Annotated in this window: 20 protein-coding genes and 1 pseudogene; 10 read left to right on the plus strand and 11 right to left on the minus strand. The window is 42.6% G+C overall.

Going from position 1 to position 22,904, the window contains the following annotated elements:
• Positions 1-138: 138 nt before the first annotated feature.
• The 3 genes from GQR42_RS20845 to GQR42_RS20855 all read left to right on the plus strand — a co-directional run bounded on the left by GQR42_RS20845 (position 139) and on the right by GQR42_RS20855 (position 4,742).
• Complete coding sequence (locus tag GQR42_RS20845) at positions 139-774, plus strand: hypothetical protein (protein ID WP_158201448.1); 636 nt, start codon at positions 139-141, stop codon at positions 772-774.
• A gap of 241 nt (positions 775-1,015) precedes the next feature.
• Positions 1,016-1,723 carry a Crp/Fnr family transcriptional regulator gene (locus GQR42_RS20850; RefSeq protein WP_158201449.1) on the plus strand — a complete coding sequence of 236 codons (708 nt, stop codon included), beginning with the start codon at positions 1,016-1,018 and terminating at the stop codon, positions 1,721-1,723.
• Between the two features lie 268 nt (positions 1,724-1,991).
• Positions 1,992-4,742 carry a glycerol-3-phosphate acyltransferase gene (locus GQR42_RS20855; protein WP_158201450.1) on the plus strand — a complete coding sequence of 917 codons (2,751 nt, stop codon included), beginning with the start codon at positions 1,992-1,994 and terminating at the stop codon, positions 4,740-4,742.
• On the opposite strand, the gene GQR42_RS20860 is transcribed toward GQR42_RS20855, so the two are convergent.
• The 3 genes from GQR42_RS20860 to GQR42_RS20870 all read right to left on the minus strand — a co-directional run bounded on the left by GQR42_RS20860 (position 4,726) and on the right by GQR42_RS20870 (position 8,297).
• On the minus strand, positions 4,726-4,899 hold the full coding sequence (locus GQR42_RS20860) for a hypothetical protein (RefSeq protein WP_199273219.1): 174 nt from the start codon (positions 4,897-4,899) through the stop codon (positions 4,726-4,728). The genes GQR42_RS20855 and GQR42_RS20860 overlap by 17 nt on opposite strands.
• An 850-nt stretch (positions 4,900-5,749) precedes the next feature.
• Positions 5,750-7,906 carry a putative PEP-binding protein gene (locus tag GQR42_RS20865; protein WP_158201451.1) on the minus strand — a complete coding sequence of 719 codons (2,157 nt, stop codon included), beginning with the start codon at positions 7,904-7,906 and terminating at the stop codon, positions 5,750-5,752.
• 88 nt (positions 7,907-7,994) lie between these two features.
• On the minus strand, positions 7,995-8,297 hold the full coding sequence (locus GQR42_RS20870; RefSeq protein WP_158201452.1) for a hypothetical protein: 303 nt from the start codon (positions 8,295-8,297) through the stop codon (positions 7,995-7,997).
• On the opposite strand from GQR42_RS20870, the gene GQR42_RS20875 reads away from it, so the two are divergent.
• A complete protein-coding gene (locus tag GQR42_RS20875) occupies positions 8,296-8,991 on the plus strand; it encodes a response regulator transcription factor (RefSeq protein ID WP_158201453.1) in 696 nt (231 codons plus the stop codon). The two genes, GQR42_RS20870 and GQR42_RS20875, sit on opposite strands and share 2 nt — an antisense overlap.
• 130 nt (positions 8,992-9,121) lie before the next feature.
• Entirely contained in the window at positions 9,122-9,520 is a 399-nt protein-coding gene (locus GQR42_RS20880) for a helix-turn-helix domain-containing protein (protein WP_158201454.1), read from the plus strand.
• A 677-nt stretch (positions 9,521-10,197) separates the two neighbouring features.
• On the opposite strand, the gene GQR42_RS20885 is transcribed toward GQR42_RS20880, so the two are convergent.
• From GQR42_RS20885 to GQR42_RS20895, 3 genes are read right to left on the minus strand one after another with little or no spacing between them, the layout of a single operon-like run.
• Positions 10,198-10,704, minus strand: a complete 507-nt coding sequence (locus GQR42_RS20885; protein ID WP_158201455.1) for a DUF29 domain-containing protein — start codon at positions 10,702-10,704, stop codon at positions 10,198-10,200.
• 26 nt (positions 10,705-10,730) lie between these two features.
• Positions 10,731-11,189 (minus strand): DUF29 domain-containing protein, encoded by a 459-nt coding sequence (locus tag GQR42_RS20890; RefSeq protein WP_158201456.1) that lies wholly within the window; start codon positions 11,187-11,189, stop codon positions 10,731-10,733.
• Positions 11,190-11,208: 19 nt separating this feature from the next.
• Positions 11,209-11,694, minus strand: a complete 486-nt coding sequence (locus GQR42_RS20895) for a DUF29 domain-containing protein (protein ID WP_158201457.1) — start codon at positions 11,692-11,694, stop codon at positions 11,209-11,211.
• A gap of 188 nt (positions 11,695-11,882) precedes the next feature.
• Here GQR42_RS20895 and GQR42_RS20900 point away from each other — a divergent pair, with 188 nt between their 5' ends.
• From GQR42_RS20900 to GQR42_RS20910, 4 genes are all read left to right on the plus strand, one after another.
• Complete coding sequence (locus tag GQR42_RS20900) at positions 11,883-12,803, plus strand: ROK family protein (RefSeq protein ID WP_158201458.1); 921 nt, start codon at positions 11,883-11,885, stop codon at positions 12,801-12,803.
• 185 nt (positions 12,804-12,988) lie between these two features.
• On the plus strand, positions 12,989-13,615 hold the full coding sequence (locus GQR42_RS20905; protein WP_158201459.1) for an IS607 family transposase: 627 nt from the start codon (positions 12,989-12,991) through the stop codon (positions 13,613-13,615).
• A gap of 4 nt (positions 13,616-13,619) precedes the next feature.
• Positions 13,620-13,886, plus strand: a complete 267-nt coding sequence (locus GQR42_RS29030) for a hypothetical protein (RefSeq protein ID WP_233271106.1) — start codon at positions 13,620-13,622, stop codon at positions 13,884-13,886.
• Entirely contained in the window at positions 13,837-14,724 is an 888-nt protein-coding gene (locus GQR42_RS20910; protein ID WP_233271107.1) for an RNA-guided endonuclease InsQ/TnpB family protein, read from the plus strand. The genes GQR42_RS29030 and GQR42_RS20910 overlap by 50 nt, the downstream gene beginning before the upstream one ends.
• A gap of 13 nt (positions 14,725-14,737) precedes the next feature.
• Here the strand turns inward: GQR42_RS20910 and GQR42_RS20915 are convergent, their stop codons facing one another.
• Together GQR42_RS20915 and GQR42_RS20920 are read right to left on the minus strand one after the other, a co-directional pair.
• Entirely contained in the window at positions 14,738-15,340 is a 603-nt protein-coding gene (locus tag GQR42_RS20915) for a Crp/Fnr family transcriptional regulator (protein WP_158201460.1), read from the minus strand.
• 255 nt (positions 15,341-15,595) lie between these two features.
• Positions 15,596-16,237 carry an LON peptidase substrate-binding domain-containing protein gene (locus GQR42_RS20920; protein WP_158201461.1) on the minus strand — a complete coding sequence of 214 codons (642 nt, stop codon included), beginning with the start codon at positions 16,235-16,237 and terminating at the stop codon, positions 15,596-15,598.
• A gap of 778 nt (positions 16,238-17,015) precedes the next feature.
• Here GQR42_RS20920 and GQR42_RS20925 point away from each other — a divergent pair.
• A pseudogene (locus GQR42_RS20925) lies at positions 17,016-18,225 on the plus strand (RNA-guided endonuclease InsQ/TnpB family protein).
• 66 nt (positions 18,226-18,291) lie between these two features.
• Here GQR42_RS20925 and GQR42_RS20930 read toward each other — a convergent pair.
• From GQR42_RS20930 to GQR42_RS20940, 3 genes are all read right to left on the minus strand, one after another.
• A complete protein-coding gene (locus tag GQR42_RS20930; protein WP_002747647.1) occupies positions 18,292-18,672 on the minus strand; it encodes a DUF7682 family zinc-binding protein in 381 nt (126 codons plus the stop codon).
• A 282-nt stretch (positions 18,673-18,954) separates the two neighbouring features.
• On the minus strand, positions 18,955-20,007 hold the full coding sequence (locus GQR42_RS20935; protein ID WP_158201462.1) for a phosphotransferase: 1,053 nt from the start codon (positions 20,005-20,007) through the stop codon (positions 18,955-18,957).
• A gap of 403 nt (positions 20,008-20,410) precedes the next feature.
• Positions 20,411-22,723 carry a ribonucleoside-diphosphate reductase subunit alpha gene (locus GQR42_RS20940; protein WP_158201463.1) on the minus strand — a complete coding sequence of 771 codons (2,313 nt, stop codon included), beginning with the start codon at positions 22,721-22,723 and terminating at the stop codon, positions 20,411-20,413.
• Positions 22,724-22,904 lie beyond the last annotated feature (181 nt).

Consider the following 22,904-nt stretch of genomic DNA (forward strand, 5'->3'; position numbering starts at 1 on the left):
TGCGTTTTTTGGATCATCTTAGCATAGCGGAGTGAGTAGTATGAGTTACAGCAGAGTTGGTTTGTTAATTTTGTCCATCAGTGTAATTCCAGTTAAATCTCTCACTTTTTTCCGTTATCAATTACTCAGGAGATTTCGATGGCTAAACAATATATGCCCCTTGAAGATTGCTCTGGGTCTGCGGTATTGGGTGGAGAAATTCCTCAATTACGTCCCCCGGCATTTTCTGATGCTCCAAAATATACCACATTTAGCTATACCTATTATCCAGGGGTATCAGAAATTTACGAGGCTGTTGCTCCTAATATTAGCACTCGTTTCTATGCGATCGAAGCAGCTATTGATTTCTCCAAAGCTAAAGGGGACTTACAGGCTATTCTGATGGCGCACGGCAGCTGTTTTGGTGGGCATAGTTTCTACATCTATCAGGGAAAACTATGTTATGTCTATAACTGGTTAGGGCAACAACAGAAGATCACTTGTGATCTTCCTCGTCTTAGTGGCGAGGTGAAACTCAAAGTTGAATTTGCCAAACCAAAGATAATCGCTCCTTCCGATGAAAAGTTGAGTGACAGCACAATAGGTAAGATGAAACTGTATATTAATAACATCGAACAAAATGTCGATATTATCAGAACTTTCTCAAATCATACTCCTAACTTCCTAACTCGATATAAACACGAGATTCCTTGCGAGTTTCAAGGTGCGAAGCTGCAAAGAATTATCGTTACTATCACCAATGATGTTAGGGCGATAAATGATGATCAGTTATGAGCGATTATGAGAAAAAAGTGTACCAAAATAAGTTAGATAACTAGGCGGGTTTCATTTTTATCGGTCACTAAGTAATAGGGCAAAATTAACTTCTTGGTTAGGATAGGCACTCATGCAAGAGGCAAGAGGTAGTTAGATATGTGTAATTAATTGTGCCTAGCTACTTAGATAACTAAAAATATCCACAACTTTCCATTGTAGAATCACCTGCCTAAAACCGACAAAATTTAAATATTAAACTATGGAAGAAAAACGCTATCCTGCCGAAAAATCAGCAGAAATTCAAAAATTATTAGATACAGCCACTTTATTTGTCGGTTTACCCCCTGAAACCCTCGCTCAAGTTACTTCTCATGCTGTCACCCGCACTCATCCTGCTAATCGGGCGATTTTATTAGAAAATGATTGGGGTGGTTCGGTTTACTTTATTCTGGATGGTTGGGTGAAAATTCGTACTTACGATATAGAGGGTAGAGAAGTCACCTTAAATATCGTCGGTAAAGGGGAAATAGTCGGAGAAATGGCCGCTTTAGACGAATCTACCCGCTCCACCGATGCTATCACCTTAACCACGGCCACAATTAGCAGTATTCCCGCCCAAGATTTTGTTAATCTGCTCAAATCGGAACCTTTAGCGGGAATTCGTCTTTCTCAGTTAATGGCCAAGCGTTTGCGTCAACTTAACCGGCGTTTACGTTTACGGGAGGCCAATAGTCTCTCCAGGGTCGCCGATACTTTACTCTTTTTAGCCGAAGGTCAAGGACAAAAAAGCGGCCAGGGTACGATAATTCCCAATTTACCTCACCGGGAATTGAGTGGTATGAGTGGCCTGGCCCGGGAAACCGTAACCCGATCTCTGACCAAATTGCAGAAAAAAGGCCTGATTCAACGACAGCAGGAATCTCTCTGTATTCCCGATCTAGCCGCTTTAGGAAGAGCGATATCCTAAATTCAGTTATCAGCTTCTGAAGGCAAAAGGTAAGACCCCCCAACCCTAGGGCTGATTCATTCTCCGAATCTAATTCTTTTTTTTGCTACCCTTAATCGCTTATGAGGTAAGCTAGGGAGCAGGGGAGTACAGGTTTTTGCTTTCATGGTAGGTTGATTCATGAATCAACCTACAAAGCACGACGTTTTGACAAATTTTCAGCTATTTATTCCGAGAATTAGCTTAACATAGGAAAAATAACAGTTTTTGGTGTTACTAAGAAAATATAATGAGAGAAATTTGGGGATCCCTATTTATTTTTTTAGTCTGTCCTATAATCGGGGGACTGCCTCTGATCGATTGGATAAATTATCTAGTAACCGGACGTAAATTATCCCAATTAGGGACTGGTAATATCGGTGTAACTGCTGCCTTTTACCACGGAGGAAAATTAGTGGGAATTTTAGCAGTAATTTCGGAAGCAGCCAAGGGAATTATCGTTATTTTCCTAACCCGTGTCTTTTTTCCCACCGGCTCCTCTTGGGAATTATTAGCTTTAATTGCCTTAGTTATGGGGCGCTATTGGTTAGGAAAAGGCGCGGGAACTACTAATGTTTTCTGGGGATTAATTGTTCACGATTTTGTCGCTGTTTTTCTCACCTTAATTATCAGTGGGATTAGCTTTACTATTTTTCGGGAAAAATCTACGGGTAGATTGGTAGGATTATTTTTATTAGCTTTAATTCTCACCTTGCGCCGTCCCCACGATTCAGGTTATATTATAACTGCCATTGCTTTAGCCTGTTTATTAGGGGCAATTTTTCAAAAAATAGCCGACGATTTAGACTTACCTGAAGCAAGTGTTAACAATGAATCAAAAACTATGTTTCGTTTTTTTCGTGGAGATCGATCGCTCCAAACTCTTGATGACAATCTGGCAGCTTCAAAAGTGGGACAAAAAGCCGCCACTTTAGCCTATCTTAAGCGTGCCGGTTATCCCATTCCTCGGGGTTGGATTTTACCACCAGGGGATGATCCACAACCGTTAATAGAATCTCTTAATCCTGATCTTAATCATCCCTTAGTAGTGCGATCTTCCGCTATTGGAGAAGATAGTGAAACCGCTTCATCTGCGGGACAATATACGACAATTCTTAACGTCATCGATCAAGAAAATTTAGCGGCGGCGATTTTGAGTTGCCAAACCTCCTATAATAGTCCTAATGCTGTTCATTATCGACTCGATCGAGGTCAAGAAAACACGGCCATGGCTGTGTTAATTCAAGAACAAATTCGAGGAGTTTTTTCGGGAGTTGCCTTCAGTCGTGATCCGATTAATCCTCTCAGTTTAGATGTAGTTATTGAAGCTTTACCCGGAGATGCCACCAGAGTTGTATCGGGAAGAATCACTCCCGAAAGTTATCGAGTTAATTTAGAAGAAAACATCATCATCGGAGCGGGAGATATTCCCCCGGCTATTATTCAACAGGTAGCTAATCTTTGTCGGCAATTAGAAACCCTTGATCATGGCATTCCCCAAGATATAGAATGGACTCATGACGGACAAAAATTATGGTTATTACAGTGCCGTCCTATCACTAATTTACAGCCAATTTGGACAAGAAAAATCGCAGCTGAAGTTATCCCCGGAGTGATTCGTCCGCTGCCTTGGTCAATTAATCGTCCTTTAACCTGTGGAGTTTGGGCAGATATTTTTCGGTTAGTTTTAGACAAAAAAGCCCTCGATTTGGATTTCAATGAAACAGCGACTTTACACTATCAAAGAGCCTATTTTAATGCTTCTTTATTAGGAACCATTTTCCGTCGCATGGGATTACCTCCAGAAAGCTTAGAATTCCTGACCAAAGGGGCAAAGTTTACCAAACCACCTTTAACGGCAACCTTGGCTAATTCGCCAGGTTTATTGAAACTTTTAGGACGGGAATTACAGTTAGAAAAAGACTTTAGCCAAGAGCAAAAAAACTATTTTCTCCCGACGCTCGAAAAAATTAACGTTACTTCCCTAGAAGCTTTATCTTCTGGGGAAATTTTAGGGCAAATTGAAGAAATTTTAACCGTCTTAAAAAAAGCCACCTATTATAGTATTCTTGCCCCCCTTAGCTTCGCTTTGCGTCGCAGTATTTCGCGAGTACCTTTTGAGAAATTGGATAACTCCCAAGCACCAGAAATAGCCTCAATGCGATCGCTATATGAACTAAGAAAAAATACGATCAATCGAGATTTTGACTCAGCTTTTTCCCTCTGGTTAGAAACCTACGGTTATTTAAGCGAAGTAGGAACCGATATTTCGATACCGAGATGGCGAGAAAATCCCCCATATCTGCTACAACTACCCTTAGATAGTCTAGGCAATAATAGCCATAAAAAAGTCAAATCTTCCCACAATGTCCAAAAAAGATTAAATATCAAAAACCAAGTGACTGAAATTTACTCCCGTCTTTTAGCTCACCTACGCTGGCATTTTCTCGCTTTGGAAACCCTCTGGTTACAGCAGCAAATATTATCGGAGACGGGAGATATATTTTATCTAAACTACTCAGAAGTTACCCAGTTAGGTCAGAATAATAAAATCGCCAATCTTAACCAGATTATCCACCAGCGTCGCCAACAATTCCAAGAAAACTCTCAATTAACCGATATTCCCTATATCGTCTATGGACAACCACCGAAAAGAGAATTTTTAGTTTCAAATTTAACTGCCAAAAAACGCTTACAGGGAATTGCCGCTAGTGGGGGGACAGTGGAGGGACGAGTCAAAATTATGCCCACCTTACAAAATCTAGAAATTGCCCCTAATACTATTCTCGTTATTCCCTATACTGACTCAGGATGGTCCCCTTTATTATCCCAGGCTGTGGGCATTATTGCCGAGGTGGGGGGACAATTATCCCATGGTGCTATTATTGCCAGAGAATACGGAATTCCGGCGGTTATGGATGTACATAATGCCATGAAATTGTTAAAAGATGGTCAATCAATTCGTCTCGATGGCAGTCAAGGAATTATTGAAATTCTCTAGGCATTAGGGGTAGGGTGTGGGGTGTGGGGTGTAGGGTGTGGGGTGTGGGGTGTGGGGTGTGGGGTGTGGGGTGTTTTCTCAGTGAACTGATAACTGATAACTGATAACTGATAACTGATAACTGACTTCTAACCCCATGTTGGTTAAAGATAAGCAAAAATTATCTATTGACTCCAAAAACTTGAGAATATTTAAATTAACATTCCGCAATATTTACAAATTCTTAAGAATTAATTGAGAAATATTTTTATTTAACAACGATGTTGCAATAGTTACAGCGATTTGACATAATTTCATAATGGGCTATTTTGTGCTTTTTTGGGCAGCAACGCTTGAAACCCTTGCCACACCTAGAAGGTAATCCTCATTAAGACAGGTAAATGAGTCAATTTCACCCACAACGATGATCTTTTTTTTGTGTAGTTTTATTGCAAAAAAAAAGTTTTTTTGACAAAAAGCACAAAGTATGATACTCCACCAATGGATTTCTAGCCGCAAACAGTAAACAGTAATCAGTAATCAGTGAAAAGACAGTAGGGAACTTCTAGGAAAATTAGGTAATTGGCTCTTCTGGTTTTTGTGTGAAAGGAAGAAGAATAGGGATAATTTGGGTGCATCTCAATTTTGTCGAAATATCTAGAGGACATTTTGGGCGCACGCGGTGCGCCCCTACCATTGGCGCAATCATATTATTGTAGGGGCGAATTGCATTCGCCCTCTTTGAATAACTGCTGCTGCTCACCATAGGTGAGGGAAAGTCATAAATAGGAGATGCAGCCGATAATTTTCGGGAAATATAGTCTTTAAAGCCTTGTCTGGCAAGACTCCTACGAATGATAAGCACCGATTATCACACAAAGTCGAGGAGAGCCGGTAATTTACCAGATGAAAATGGGTAAAACCCTACACCCTACACCCCACACCCTGCCCCCACGAGAAACTTTTTGCCGCAAACCCTACTTAACATCTTCCCCAACAGCCAACCCCTAACGCTCCTTTTGCCGAGGTTATCTGCTATTTTCCAATAAAAACCTTCTTTCTGCCCGAACAATTGCCTCTCTAGTGGCTAAAACTGCTTCTGTATCCACCGAAAGAGAATTCACACCCCAAGCAATCAGATCATCGATAATTTCGGGATACTGGACGATAGCCATGCCGCAAACGGAACAGGGAATCTGTAAAACTTTTGCTTGAGTAATAATTTGTTGTAAAGCTGCCCTGACTGCGGGATGACGGGCGTTAAAATATTCTGAGAAATCTTCTCGATCGCTACCTAAAAGTAATTGAGTTAAATCATTAGTCCCAATAGCGATTAACTGTACCCCCGCTTGTACATAATCCCCCAGTTGAAAGATTACCCCCGGTACTTCCACCATTATCCCCAATTGGAAAGAAGGGACTTGAGTGAGTAAAGCCGATTGTACCCGTTGCCGGCAAAAAATAAATTCTTCAACCCCGCGGACAAAGGGAAGCAATAAATTAATATTGGTGGCGCTGGTGGTTTGTACCCGTCGTAAAGCTTGCAATTCTAGATCGAATAGAGTCGTATCTAATATATAACCATGGGTTCCCCGACTGTCTTTAGCCGAATGTTGAGCATCAAAAGAACGGTAAAATAAAGGCTTAGGCTGGATACTAAGGGCAAATTGTGCGATTAAATCACTTAATCTCTCGATTAATTCCCCTTGATGCTCTGGTGTTAACCATTCTTCTAGGCTACGCTGAGAAAGTAACTCTAAAATCATCCATTCCGAGCGCAATAAACCGATCCCATCAATAGGCAGATTTTGGATTCTGGCAATACTTTCAGTTTGACTGAGATTAACCATCAAACGGGTAGCAATTGCCGTCCTGTCGGTTTCTCTGGGGGGTGGTGGGGACAAGGAAATATTTTCCTGAGATGCTAGAGAAATAATTCCCCTCGTACCATCTACTAAAATTATCTCGCCTGAGCGGATAATTTCTGTGGCATTTTTCACCCCGACAATGGCAGGAATGGCTAATTCCCGGGCTAAAATAGCTCCATGGCTAGTTAATCCCCCCTGTTCCGTGATCATTGCTCGAATTTGGCGTAAATGGGGCAGTTTTTGGGGAGGTAAATTAGTAGTAACCAGAATGCAATCCTGAAAATTTGTCTCTGGGGAGTCGAAATTGCTGATCACTTTTGCCACTCCCGATACCAACCCCGGGGATGCTCCTAATCCTCTTAAGGGATAATGGCAGGTAGTAGCGGTGATTTCCTGACTGTGACAGTTGAGAATATAAATTTGACCATCCAGCATCATCAGCCATTCTATGCTGGTTAACGTCGGTTTTTCCACGAGCAGAGATTGAACCAGTTGACAAAGGCGATCGAGGGCGAAATTATCTAAACAGTAGCTTTCCTGTAAACTGGGTGCTAATAATTGTGGTGCGAGCAGATTACTGTCACTATTGAGATAATAAGCGCGGGATTTATTGCCTAATTGCCGACTGCGTAATTGACCGGAGCGATCGATAATATAGGTATCCGGTGCCACTTCTCCATTAACTAAACTGTGTCCTAATCCCCAAACCGCCTGAATTTGCCAGTTATCGTCATTAATCAACACATTTCCCGCACAATTGGCTGGTAATAACGGTTGTACCAGTAAAGATAATTGAATGTTTTCTAAACCAACTCCCATTTTTCGCCAATAAAATAGACTTCTGGCGTTGAATAACTCCGCCCAAGCTTGTTTTAGGGCATTTTCTAGATTATCTGCTTTAATTCCACTGATGGGGGCAGAAAATAAACCGAGAGTTCGCCGAGCCAGATTAGCTGGTAGGGAAAAGCGCCATACTAGGGTATCCATAGATAATTGTGCCACGGCCGCCGCTAGTTCTTCTAACCAGAGAGGAGGAATTTCTGCTTGTAAAATGGCGCGCCGACTTTCTTTGGCGACTAATTGCAGAGCTTTTGCGTTATCTACGTCTAAATAGAGGGAAGATTGCGGAAAATCAGTCAGGAACGAGTCAGCCTTGTCGATAGTTTCCAAAAATTCCGCAAAAATGCGGTTAAAAATGGCAAATCCCCTGATAATTGGGTATCCTCGCTGGTGTAATTCACTGGCAATAAAAGCTTTTTCCCCCACCAGGGGGCGATCAGAAGCACTAATGCGATCGAGCCAGCAGAGAATGGTCACGGTATTTGTTAAGAATGGTGAAAGGATTCTAAAATAATCTAGGTGATTTTTGTCGCTTTTTACTTTTACCTGATATTTTAACTCACCGTCACCATCTTGAGGATGATCTGGTGATTAGAGGTTGGGGTGTGGGGTGTAGGGTGTGGGGTGTGGGGTGTGGGGTGTGGGGTGTAGGGTGTAGGGTGTGGGGTGTGGGGTGTGGGGTGTAGGGTGTGGGGTGTGGGGTGTAGGGTGTGGGGTGTGGGGTGTAGGGTGTAGGGTGTGGGGTGTGGGGAGAAGGGAGAATAATAAAAGCAATCTCCTGACTATTGGCTCCTGACTCCTGACGACCGGCTCCTGATAGCTGATAAGATAGGATTCGGACAATATTCGATCGCTGCGAGAAATTCATGGACACACCTGCGAAAGTTTTGTTAGTGGATGACGAACCGGGGGTTCGTGAATCTGTGCAAGCATATCTACAGTACGGGGATGACTTCGAGGTAAGAACTGCTAGTAATGCTAACGAAGCCTGGGATTTACTCAATCAAGAAATCCCAGAATTAGTCATCTCTGATATTATGATGCCGCAGGTGGATGGCTATCAGTTTCTGAAGAAATTGCGGGATGATCCCCGTTTTCAGACGATTCCCGTGGTTTTTCTGACAGCAAGGGGGATGACGAGCGATCGCATTCAGGGTTATAATGCCGGTTGTGATGCTTATCTATCCAAGCCTTTCGATCCCGAAGAATTAGAAGCATTAATCAAGTCTTTAATCGAGCGCCGTCGTCAATCCCTGCAAGCCACCAGCGAAAACGCTAGATTAGAAGAAATTGCCCGAGATATCCGGGAATTAAAACAGCAGGTGGGACAACAGAACACTTTTACTACTACTCCCCCCCCGATTAAAATTGATCTGACCCCCCGGGAACAAAGTGTTTTAGATTTAGTAGCGGAGGGATTGATGAATAAAGAAATTGCCAGTCGTCTAGAAACCAGCGTCAGGAATGTAGAAAAATACGTCAGTCGCTTATTTAGCAAGACTGGTACTAATAGTCGCACGGAATTGGTACGTTTTGCCCTAAAACACGGTTTAACCAGTTAAGCTGCCCGCGTATTTAAATTGCTTGTTGAGACGAGGCAAGGGGCAAGAGGCAACAGTAAAGGGATTGGGGGGGATTCCTATATCAAGTATGTTTTAACTCACGCTGAATACGATAAGGAGCAATGGAAAAATGACCCTTACTTTTAATCCAGAAAAATACAAAGAATTACTAGCTCGCCATTTACCTAAAGTTATTAAAACAGAGGCAGAAAATGAAAAAGCTTTGGCTATTGTGGAAGAATTAATGCACCGTCAGCAGCGAACTCCCGAAGAAGATGAACTTTATGAGCTTCTAATTTTTTTAATTGAGAATTTTGAAAAAAGCTTTTATCTACAAGAATCAACCACGCCTCATTCTATGTTATTGTTTTTGATGGAGCAGCAAGGCGTTAACAAGAAAGACATAGCCAAAATCCTTGCCTATGACAAAATTGCTTCTAGTTTAATTGAAGGAAAAGGGTCAATTAGCCAAGAACAGGCGAAATTATTAGGACATTTCTTTCATGTAGATTATAGTTTGTTTATGTAGATACGATCTCCTTTATTTCGTTAAGCTGTTAAAATTGCCAAAACAAGCCAAAAATCTTCGCTGTTTCCTTGACGCAACTAGCTTGTCGGTTGGGTTGAGCGATTTAATACTGAGGAGAAAACTGCTCGATTCAATAATTTGAGCGAAACCCAACATTCTTTAAAGACATCGGTGCAGTTGGATTTCCCTCAAGCGTCGCTCATTTTTGATAGACAAAAGTTATTGTTGCTCACCCCAACCTACAACTTGTCCCGTTTCAAATGAGCATAGGCTACTTATGAGGACAGGCAATAGGCAATAGGCAAAAGGGAGAATAAATAATCATTCTTTAATAACCGGATTTAGTATTAGATATGTATAATTAGGGCTGGCTGAATAATGGTAAAACCCTTTTAAAATAAGGCTTTTGACCTGTTAAAATCCGATGTTAGTGCTGCGAAAATAGGATTGGGACATTGAAAAACCTGGCATTATTATTTTTATAGTATATAGACTGGTACAAAAAGCAGGGCAACAAAGCCTGAAACGACCGGCTACTGACTCGGAGACGACCGACTCCTAACCCCACCAACAAACTTTTTGCCGCAAACCCTACTTACTATTAAAAACAGATTTGGTATAACTGATCACTGATTACTGACTACTGACTCCTAACCAACCGCGACAATTTTTGGTTTTTACAAGAGGTCTAATCTTGACTCTTTAGTTTGCTTCGGAAGATTTATCGCTCCCCAATCCGGCAGCCAATTTTCATCGAGAATCTCCTCGATACTAGCTAACACTTCCACAGGGAAAATACTGGCATCTAATCTGGTTTCGTCAATCATCAGATGGCGAGCATCGAGATAACATTTTGCTAAAATTTCCCTTAAATAGGACTTTAAGCTGGGACTATCTTCTAAAAGATCAGCAATTTGTAGGCGAAAATTCCTGATTTCTTTTTTCCATCCCGCTTGGTTGTAATCTCGTTGGGATTGCCAGTAAGTTAACTTCAGTAAATGTTCTAGGAGTCGAGTTAAGAGACTCTTAAGCGCTCGTCGATTATTTTTACCCAAATCTGCCAACTCCTCTAATAAATTCTGCCAATCTACTGCTTGAAAATCGCCTTGACGCAATTGGTTGATAGTGGACTCTAACCAAAGTTGATAATCGCTATCGTAAAGATTTGGCATGGTAATATTCATGATTTTTTACTCCTTAATTTTACTTTTCAGAATCCTTTAGGCAACCAATTTTCATCGAGAATCTCCTCTAGACTAGCTAACACTTCCACAGGGAAAATACTGGCATCTAATCCAGTTATATCAATAATTATCTCCCGGGCATCGGTGTAACAGTTATCAAGTATCTCGGATAAATAGGGTTTGAGACTGGGACTATCTCTCAGTAATTTCTTGATTTGTTTCCGAAAGGTTCTAATTTCCCCTTTCCATCCCGCTTGGTTGTAATCTCGTTGGGATTGCCAGTAGGTTAACTTCAGTAAATGTTCTAAAAGTCGAGTTAATAAACTTTCTAATGCTCGTCGTTCACTTTTTCCCAAATCTGCCAACTCCTCTAATAAATTCTGCCAATCTACTGCTTGAAAATCGCCTTGACGCAATTGGTTGATAGTGGACTCTAACCAAAGTTGATAATCGCTATCGTAAAGATTTGGCATGGTAATATTCATGATTTTTTACTCCTTAATTTCACTTTTCAGAATCCTTGCTGATAGCTGCCCAATTAGGCAACCAATTTTCATCGAGAATCTCCTCTAGATTAGCTAACACTTCCACAGGGAAAATATTGGCATCTAATTCGGTTTCGTCAATAAGCAGATTGCGAGCGTCGAGATAACATTCCTGCAAAATTTCCCTTAAATAGGGCTTTAAACTGGGACTATCTTTAAGAATTTTTTTGATCTGAATCCGAAAATTGCGAATTTCTTTTTTCCATCCAGCTTGATTGTAATCTCGTTGGGATTGCCAGTAGGTTAACTTCAGTAAATGTTCTAAAAGTCGAGTTAATAAACTTTCTAATGCTCGTCGTTCACTTTTTGCCAAATCTGTCAACTCCTCTAATAAATTCTGCCAATCTACTGCTTGAAAATCGCCTTGACGCAATTGGTTGATAGTGTTTTCTAACCAAAGCTGATAATCGCTATCGTAAAGATTTGGCATGGTAACTTTGATCATTTTTAAAATGGGGAAAAATCAGGAATTAAGGTGCAGGTATCCAAACTATAGGAGAAATTTGGGCTAATCAATCAGCCAGTTTTGCCGGTTTAGCCGAATTATCCTCTCGATCACATCTAACTGCGAAAAAAACCGCCAAAAAGAGTGATAATAAACCTAGCTATTCCCAGAGTAACAAGGAAAGCCCGATGGTGAAAACAGTCATAGGTGTCGATTTAGGTGGAACCGCTATTAAAATTGGTAAATTTGACCAAGAGGGCAATTGTATCGAATCTCTCACCTTGCCTACTCCCCAACCCGCTACACCCAAAGAAGTCGCCAATACCATACATCAAGGCATTTGTCAAGTAAATTTAGATAAAAGTTGTCAAGCGATCGGTGTGGGAACGCCGGGGCCGGTGGATGATCGGGGGAGAATTGCCAAAATAGCGATTAATTTGGCGGGATGGCGGGATATTCCCCTCGCCGATTGGTTAGAAGAAAGTACGGGAATGCCGACAATTTTAGCCAATGATGCCAATTGTGCCGGTTTAGGGGAAGCTTGGTTAGGAGCGGGCAAACGGTTTCAAAACTTGATTCTGTTGACCTTGGGGACGGGAGTAGGAGGGGCAATTATCCTCGATGGTCACTTATTTGTCGGCAGCAAGGGAACAGCCGCAGAATTAGGCTTAATCACCCTCAATTTTGACGGTCCATTGTGCAATAGCGGTAATCAGGGTTCCTTGGAACAATACGCTTCCCTGCAAGCTATTCGCCGGATGACCGGCAAAGAACCGAAGCAATTGGCAGAATTGGCCGAAAAAGGCGATCAAGAGGCTTTAGAATTCTGGCAGGGTTACGGCTGTTTACTGGGGGCTGGTATCGCCAGTTTACTCTATGTTCTCACCCCAGAGGCGGTAATTATCGGCGGCGGCATTAGCGCCAGTGCTAAGTTTTTCTTTCCCTCTCTCCTCACAGAAATCGAAAGACGGGTGTTACCTAGTTCCAGAGAAGGATTAGAGGTATTAAAGGCCGAGTTAGGTAATCGCGCCGGTATGGTGGGGGCTGCTAAATTAGCTTGGCAATTAATCGACCTCCGCAGGGAGTCTATCTATTATGGCGGGGTCTGACTAAAATCGTCTGACTTGAAAGAGGGTGTAGGGTGTGGGGTGTAGGGAAAGAAACCTCTTTCATCTCTGGTGGTGAAAATTTTTTCATCAGGAGGTAGTTGCTAGTACCCAAAATTCTCATAAAACATAGCCAACTCTATCTTTATCTACTACTATAGAGTTGCTTGACTAGATTTTGTGGCAAAATGAAATATGTTACACCGAAAGAAGCCTCCCAATTACTTGGGGTCAGTATCTCCTCCCTTCGACGATGGGAATCAGACGGAAAAATCAAAAGTATCCGTACCCCAGGAGGACAACGCCGCTACTGTCTCGAAGACTACGAGCCGGAAAGTAAGTCCATTATCTGTTACGCCAGAGTTTCCACTCACGGGCAAAAGGACGACCTCGAAAGACAAGCTGAATTTCTACGCTCAAAATATCCCAGAGCCGAAATTATTACAGAGATTGGAAGCGGACTCAATTTTAAACGGAAGCGATTCCTCTCTATTCTGGAGCGAATACATCAAAGAAATGTCCCACTGCTTGCCGTTGCCTACCCAGACCGGCTGGCTCGATTCGGTTTCCCCCTTATTGAGTGGCTCTGTGAGCAATGTGAATGCAAACTCGTGGTTCTCAATGAATCTAAGCTCTCTCCCCAGGAAGAACTCGTCCAAGATATTTTGTCCATCCTCCACTGTTTCTCTGCTAGGCTTTACGGACTGCGAAAATACCAAAAGCAAGCCGAAAAAATCCTACAAGAAGAACCCACGCAATCGCTCCTTCAAGGAGAAGCCCAACAGTGTCTCAAGGATCAGGGTCTTTCCCTCTAAGGAGTTGCACAAGGTCTGGAAACAATGGTTAGCGGCTTATCGCTGGCTCTATAACCAGACGATTGACCTGCTTGGCTCGGGAGCAAAGCCTAATATCTACGAGATGCAAGCCACCCTGCGTTCTTTTCCCAAACCAGATTGGGTGAAGGCGTTACCAGGACATCAACTTCAAGAGGCAGTGGCGGACGCTTGTGACGCTTATCAGCAAGCATTGGCCAATAATGGCTCTGCTCGTTTTAAGTCCTGTCGTGCCACCTCTTTCGGTAATTAAATTTAAGCCAGGGAATTTCAAGAACGGGACTTGGTATCCGAGAGTAACTAAAGGACTATCCTTTACTTCTCCCCAAGAAATTCCTACTGCTTGCGAGTACGGCACTCAATTAGTTTATTGTCGTCATCAATGGTTTGCTTGTTTTCCGACCTTAAAACCTGTTCAGGTGACTCTTGAAAAGCGAGTGATTGCCCTAGACCCAGGCGTAAGAACTTTTTTGACGGGCTATGACGGAGAAACCATCTTGGAAGTTGGCGGGAAAGACATCGGAGCAATACATCGTCTTTGCCTGCATCTCGACCAACTTTGTTCAAGGATTAGCACATCGAAGTCACAACGCCAACGCTATAAAATGCGTAAAGCCGCTAGTCGGTTACGGGGTCGTATCCAAAACTTAGTCAAAGACCTTCATGCCAAAACTGCTTCTTTTCTAGTAAGGCACTATAAGGTAATCTTTTTACCGACCTTTGAGACAAGTCAAATGAGTTCAAAGTCCACTAGAAAAATTCAGCGGAAGTCGGTACGCAGCCTCTTAACCTGGAGTCATTACCGATTTGCTCAACACTTACAGCAGGCGGCAAACCGACAGGGAGTTTTGGTGGTTCGTTGTAACGAGTCCTATACCTCAAAAACTTGCCCGGAATGTGGTCATATCCACGAAAAATTGGGTGGTTCAAAAACTTTTAATTGCCCTCAGTGTGGTTATCAAGCCCCAAGAGATTGGCACGGCGCACGGAATATAATGTTTCGTGCTTTGCAGGCAACAGCCGTCATCTTTCGGGATGATGCCGTACTTTTTCAAGGTTTGGGTAGCGATACTCAGCTTTGCTTAGGTTAAATGTTGCACTGACTTAATCGTGAATGATTAAATGGCGAGCGCAATCGCTGCTCACCGCTCCCTGACGCTGAAATTCGCCTAATAAACGCGTCACCGTTACCCTTGTGGTACCGATAGCATTGGCGAGATTTTGATGGGTTAAACGGATCTTTAAACGACTTCCTTGGGCGATTGGTTCTCCCATTTCCCGCTTTAATAGCTGTAGTAACTGCTGGAGACGTTCCTCCACTCGTTTGAGTCCAGCGATCGCAAGTAGCGATTCCGTTTGTTGTTGACGACGGATTGTTTGATTTAACATCATCCTGGTTAATTCCGCCGAATTTTCCACTTCGGCGATCGTGTACCATTTTAGGTACAGTTCCGACAAAGCTCTGGCGTGATAGGATTCTAGATGGGTGAAATTTAAGCCGAAAAAGTGGGATGAATGAACCCAGCCTAGTAAAATTTCCTCTCCACTCTCAGATACTTGACTTAGTTGCGCCATACCCCGATAAACTTGCCAGACTCCATCAACCACCAGAGGAATATTTTCCCCGCGATCATAAAAATGGAGCCGACGACTCTCGCTATAGTCTTCTCGGAAGGGTGAGGAGTTGGGATTATAGGTCAGCAACATGATCAAAGTTCTCCTGGGCAAGGGGGCAACAGTTTTAACCCCACTTTACTGTATCAAGGTAAACATTAGGTAATCCCCAGATTAACAGTTATCAGTTATCAGTTATCAGTTATCAGTTATCAGTTATCAGTTATCAGTGGGTAAGTCATCAGTTTTCAGATGTGAGTTATCAGTTCACTGATTACTGAATTACTGTTCACTGTTCACTGAAATAACTCCCCCATTTCCCTCTCCCGCAGCTGAAAAACCGAAAGATCATTGATTTAAAGCATCTTTAAGAGCCGTGCGAGCGGCCAGATGATTGCGAGTCGAGGTGAGAATTTCCGATTCTCGTTGGAGACGACTGACTGTATCGAGCATTTCTAATAAGGCTTGTTGTTCCCCGGCCACACCGTAGAGATTACCTGCCACCCAGTAGGATAATTCGAGGGGAAGACTGGGCAAATCGTCGGGGAGTTCAATTTTTTGAGCGGTTAATTTGGCTGATAGATGAACCACATCCCGCAGCAGTCGATCCACTTCTTTGGCCAGAGGTCGCAGATCTTGGGTGGTGGGGACATCTTCAATCCACTCCACTAAACCGATGCGATAGGGTTTTTCCCGGACGTATTCTAGGACACGGAAGCGCTGTTGACCGATGGTGAGAATTTTTAACCGATCGTCCGGGAGACGTTGACAACGGACAACTTCCGCACAACTGCCCACTTTAGCGATTTCTCCCGTGGCTGGATCTACCATTAAGACCCCAAAACGGCGATCTTCCTCCAATATCGTATTCATCATAATCCGATAGCGAAACTCGAAGATGTGCAGGGGCAGAGGACGACCCGGGAATAAAACAACTTCGGGTAGGGGAAAGAGAGGTAATTCTCTAACGGCAGTGGAAGAAGTGGCCATAGGTTTAGTGAAAAAAAACCGATCTTCTCTTATTTTTACACAATCCCCCCCTGAACCGCTAGGCAAAGGCATTGACTCTCCCCCGCTAACCGCTCGCGCGGTGTAGCGGGGGATTCTTGGTTCATAGGCTCTTGACTAGATCAAACAGGTTTAACTGAACGACCCCCGTTAGATCGCCTCCGCAAGCGTTTTCTGGCGTTGCTGAATCAAGGTATGAATGACAACCTTGCACCCATCCAAAAGTTAGTTTGGGTCTAGGTTTTAAAAATCCCACAAAAGAAGATTCATATCTTAAATCAGCAACGCCACACAGTTTACCCACAGATGGTAGAGTTAAACCGATGCTCTGGGGTTGACCCTTCGACTTCGCTCAGGCTTCAGCCGTGAGATCAGCGTTCGACAAAAGCTCACGCCGAGGTCCGAACGGGTCATTGATATTCTGGTCGGATTTCATCCCCCGCAAAGGTGAGTATCTTGTCGAAAAATGTAGCGGGGGCATTCATCCGACATTTTAGGTAACAATGGTGTCATCAAACCCGATTATCAGCTTGGTGGCGAGGAAATTTGATAGCGACGACCGGCTCCCCAAAACGAAAACTTCCTACCTCACCATTAAGATAACTGCTGCAAGAGGTTTATCTTAAGTGTCGGGTGAAGACCCTCAGTTTCACTGACGGGATGAAACCCGACCAGTATAAAAAAGCGAAGCACAATTGAATCCTTGACAATTTTGTGCAAATGCGTTAGCATAAAAATAGTTGTTTGAGGTCGATAAACAATGATTGTTTTAGAAATGAAAGCAGTGGTCAAACCAAGTCAATGTTCTGCCATTGATGAAGCTATTCGTACCGTACAATTTATCAGAAACAAAGCGTTAAAGCTTTGGATGGATGCCAAGAGAGAAGACAAAATCGATAAATATTCTCTCAATAGATATTGTGCAGTTCTCGCCAAACAGTTTAAGTTTGTTGATACTTTAAATTCTGCGGCTAGACAAGCATCAGCCGAACGGGCCTGGTCAGCTATTGCTCGTTTCTATGACAATTGTAAGAAAGGAATAAAAGGAAAGAAAGGCTATCCTAAGTTTCAGAAAAATAATCGTTCTGTGGAATACAAAAACTCTGGGGGTCAACTATCGGAGGATAGAAAGAAAATCACTTTCACAGATAAGAAAAACATTGGCACAGTTAAACTAAAAGGAACCAGAGACTTAAACTTTTACCCTCTAGACCAAATTAAACGGGTAAGAATTGTCAAACGTGCTGACGGTTATTATGTCCAATTCTGTATTAATTTAGATGTTCGGGAATAGGCAAAACCTCTTGAACCTACTAAAAAATGTGTAGGGTTGGATGTTGGTTTAAAAGTTTTCTATGCTAACAGCGATGGGGAAACGGTAGAGATACCGCAATTTTATCGTAAAGCAGAGAAAAGATTAAACCGTCTCAATCGGAAGAAATCTAAAAAGTTTAAACGAGGTCAACTCCAATCAAACAACTACAAAAAAGCTAGAGAGAGATATGCCAAAAAACATTTAAGAGTAAGTAGGCAACGTAAAGGCTTTGTCGCAAAAGAGGCATTGCGCGTCATTAAATCTAACGATTTTATCGCTCAGGTCGATTTAAATGTTAAAGGCATGGTAAAAAACTCGAAACTAGCTAAATCTATTAATGATGTGGCTTGGTCAACTTTTCGACAATGGTTAGAATATTTTGGTTTTAAATATGGTAAGGCTACGGTAGCAGTAGCCCCCCATAATACCAGTCAAAACTGTTCTAATTGTGATCAAAAAGTACCTAAATCTCTATCTACGAGAACCCATGTTTGTCCCCATTGTGGCTATGTAGAAGATAGAGATATTAACGCCGCTATCAATATTCTCAAAAAGGGACTAAGTACGGTAGGGCATACCGAAACTAATACGTTTGGGGAGAGATTCCCTCTGGTGAATGTTGGATACGTCCTGCCAGATTAAGGAAACTCGATGAACCAAGAATCCCTCGCATGAGTGCGACGGGAGTGTCAATATAAATCTATCGATATACAGATTAGCTTCACCTACCCGGTTTACAAACATTATAATCTTCATGAGAGATGACCGCTTCTGGGACGAGGAGATTGCCGTGGTCGCGACAGATGAGGCGATAATTGCGGGTGACAGGGATACTGATAATAAAGCGATCGTGTCGCAATCGTTTACCATGGAAATCTCGATAATTGCGGTGATTTTGCAATCCTTGCAGGATTTCCCTAGCTTTAAGTACCACATTTTTCGGTAATTCCCGCAGATCGATCGGATCTTGGGAAAAAGTGGCTTCCCAGGCATTTTTTTGACGTTTCCTTTCTTCCCAAGCGGCATCTAGTTGAGCGCAATGATGGCAGACTTGGCCATAGCCCTTGTGACCACAGGGAAACTTCTTCTTTCTTCTGGACATAATACCATCTGTCTGTGAGGCTGTGAGGGAGTATTCAAGAGCGGTAAAGCTTGCTTCATTTTCGGCAGATGGGAAAGAAAGTCTTTACCTAGTGATTATCTATACTTACCAGCATACAGTGATCGATCCCTGGTTTGGCCATTGACCAGCAAGAAAGTTGATCTTGGTTAGTTAGGGCCGGCTACATAAATCTAAAAACCTTCTGAAAATGGGTAAAATCCCATACCCCACACCCTACACCCTGCCCTGACTAAATTTGATCCCCGGCAGCATCGAAGCTGCTTAGAATAATTCCCATTCTTGGGTTTTTAAACGTTTGAGAATGGCCAAACGGCTAGTAAAATAATTGGCACAGAGACGACTATAATCAGTTAAACGCAGGTTATTTAAGCTAATTGACCAAGACCAGATATAGGCTGCTTGGGTGAGATACTGAAGACAGGATAATTCACCATCAGTTAAAGGCACTGTTTCATGGTAACCTTGAATAAAACCCTGGCGAACCTGGCGATTTAAGCCGGATTGTAGGGAAACTTGCAGAAATTTAGCGATATCAAAAACTCGCCAACCATAACCGCACTGATCGAAATCAAATAGGGTCATCTGATTATCAGGGGTGATATGCACATTACCACTATGAGGATCGCCCCAACAAATGCCCCAATAGGGAGATTCTGTCGGTAATTTAGCGGTTTCTTCCTCTATTTCCCCAATGGTTTCTAAGATACAGTCTAGGTCGCTCTGTCGTTGGTGCAGAAAAGGTGCGATAATTTGCAGGGAATCGTCGAGAAGATATTTGAGGTTGAGGGGATGACGATGGGCTAGGGGGTGAAAATCTGCTGTCACCCGATGTAAATTAGCCACGATCGCCCCTAAATGATAGGCTTGTTTTATATCTATATCCCCAATAGCAATTTCTCCCGGGGCATAGGGAAAGAGGACGGCGTAACGTTTCCCTTCTGGGGCATTAATTTCTAGGGATAAATCACCGTTTTTGCTGCGAATTGGGGCGGCGACGGGAACCTGAGAGCGATCGAGATAATCTAATAATTCTAACTCGAAGTCGATTTCCATTTTGCTGCGCCAATGGCAGTGAGACACGCGCAAAATGTAGGGAGTTGTCAGAGTTTCGAGGAGATACACATCACTTAAACCCCGATGCCAAAATTGACAATTTTTCGGTACATCAATCTCGTAACGAGAAAAAACTAAATCTGCTAGGGCAGCAGCAGCAAGAGTGGAGTAGAATGCCGGAAAAGTCCATTTCCCGGTCTGAAAATTAGTAGCGGGAGAACCAGAAAGCAGTAAATTGAGCGAAGCCAGAAAAGTCGTCACGGTTCCCTCCCGATGCAAGTATGGACAACGATCGCATCATCCTATTCTATAGGCCACATATATTACAAATTGGCTCGAGCGCTCCGTATATTTCGCTACATTACTCTGTCAGTGATCAGATTTGAGTTTTAAGCACCCACAGCAGTTATCTTAATGGTGATAGCAAATCCGTTTTTAATAGTGTGATTAACTCACAAGTTGCGAATTGTTTCTCCCCGCTCCCAACTCCGGCGCTCCTTTACTGTTTAAACAGGATTTAGTATCAGAACAGTTCTCTGGCAAAAAATCAACGCTCATAAGGTGACAACAAGCTTAAAAAGGAGACTGAAGAAGGCTCCGATTTCCGCTTAATATTCATTTACGAACAGTCTCTTAAGGTGGGCAATGCCCACCCAAGTTAACCCTAATTAGCGCAACTAGAACAACTATCGTTAGACTCTCGAAAATTGTCCTTTTGTACGGTACGGATATAATAAATCGCTTTACATTGCAATTCCCAGGCCATGATTAGAGTATCAAAAATGTCTTTTGCTGTGAGACAACGGTTTGGTTCTTCGGGGAAATAAACCCCTTCATTAAGGTTGAATAATAATTCCATAGAAATCCCCGTATCGATCCATTCTTGCATGGTAGCGATCGCTTTCACCACTTGCTGCTGTTCGAGATTTTTGTTCTCTGGATAAAACCAGAAAGCTTCTTCAATAAAAGGTGGCGCGATGGGAACGGTTCCCTTTGCCCATTTATCGTAGAAAAAGCGACTATAAACCGGCAAAACACTAGCGGTACATCCCTGTACCAAACTGGAGGAAGTATTAGGAGCAATGGCGGTAATATGGGAGTTACGGATGCCAAATCGTTGAATATCTGTTGCTAATTGTTGCCATCTTTGCGGTTGTACCGCGTTATTCAAAAACCATTCCACTGGTTTGGCACCGATTAATTTACCTTGACTCCATTCACTACCCAAGAAAGCTTGATAAGCACCGCGTTCTTTGGCTAATTCCATCGAGGAATAGGTACACCAATAGCCAATTTCTTCAAATAAATTACTAATTTCTGACAGGTTATTGTAGGATAATTTCCGTTTAGCTAACCAGTCAGCCAATCCCATCGCCCCTACCCCAATAGTGCGATATTTATCGTTGTGGTTTTGAGCATTATCAAAGGGAGGATTAGTAAGATCGATAGTATTGTCGAGAATCCTGACAGCGATTTGACAATTAGACTCGATTTCTTCCCTGTCAATGTTGGCTAAATTAAGGCTAACTAAATTACAGCAATGGGCAGTTTTATCGGGGGTGACATTCGAGAAACTCTCCGTGCATAAATTTACACCGGGGATATAGCCATCGTGTTTATTAGGATTAGCGCGATTGATGGTATCTTTGAAGGCAATGTAGGGCATTCCTGTTTCCACTTGGGAACGCATGATACTTTTAAATAAGTCCCGGGCATTGATTTTTTTATAGAGGAGAATCTCTTGATCTAAATTAGCTTCTACTAAACGATAAGCCTCTTCAAATTCTTCCCCCCATAGTTCCGCTAATTCTATACCTAATTTTCTGCGAACTTCGTAGGGGTCTACTAATGTCCACTCGGCTTTATTTATCACCCGATGCATAAATTCATCGGTGATCACTAATTGGGGAAAAATATCATAAGCTTTGCGTCTTTGATCACCGTTTTCTGTCTGCATTTCCAGAAATTCTGGCACATCTAAATGCCAGATATCAACACCGATAGTTACTGCCCCGGCGCGTCTTCCCCCCTGATTTACTGCAATAGCTGTATCGTTGAGTAATTTAATCCAAGGAATAATCCCCCCGGAAGCATTAGCTTTCCCCATTACCCAGCTACCAGTGGCGCGAATTCTACTTACATTTACCCCGACACCGCCACCATTTTTTGAGATGCGGGCAGCATTAGTAATCTCGCTGAAAATGCTTTCTAAACTGTCGTCAATGGAGAGGATAAAACAACTGGTTAGGGAACCTTTGGGAGTGCGTAAATTGGCTAAAATTGGGGTGGCAAGAGATATTTTTCTTTGAGCGATCGCTTGATAAAATTTCTTGGCCCAGTCGAGTCTATTAGCCGGTTCTTCCACAGTGGCAAGCAGCAAGGAACAGGTTAATAATGCCTCTTGGGGTAACTCATTTTTGAGTAAATAACGGCTAGTGATTAACAATGCCCCAGCGTAATCATAATCGATATCCCAATCGGGATTAATCCAAGAACCAGCTGCTTTTAACTCTGCTTCGGAATAGAGGAGAATCCTTTCATCGTATAGCAACTTTTTAACTTGAGTTTTGACAGTTTTCTCGTAATTTCCGTACTGATAACCCCGGGCTACTAAGGTATCTTTCCAAAGACTCCAAATATGCAATCTTCCCGCCACATAGCGCCAATCTGGTTCCTCTGGACTACACATTTCTAGGGCGCAATTAATTAAATTATCCTGTATTTCCCTAGTGGTAATCCCATCCCGCAGGCGTGTGGTTAAACCCGCTTCTAAGGCGATCGAATTGACTTTTTTGCCTTCACAAGCCCACTCTACCACCTCGCGAATTTTGCCGATATTTAAGCTTGTGGTGGAACCATCGCGCCGAATCACTCTAATTCCATGGCTGCCCATATTAGCTAAAGGGGTAGAACGAAAGGGTATTACTTCGTTATTTTTGTGAATGGAGACGGTAGTAGTCAAGGGCTTCGATTGCATAATTGGAGTTAAAAAACTTGACAGATTAATCTATTTGTACTAGCTTATTCTATCAGATTTTCTAGGAAAACACAACATCTAGCGTGTTAAATAATCTTATAACTCTATATGTGGTAGAGCGAGGATTGTTTTGTTCCCTAAAAACAGTGTTTTTGATGACATTTTCTGGAAAAAATCAAGA

It is taken from the genome of Microcystis aeruginosa FD4, assembly GCF_009792235.1.
Classification (GTDB): Bacteria; Cyanobacteriota; Cyanobacteriia; order Cyanobacteriales; family Microcystaceae; genus Microcystis; species Microcystis viridis.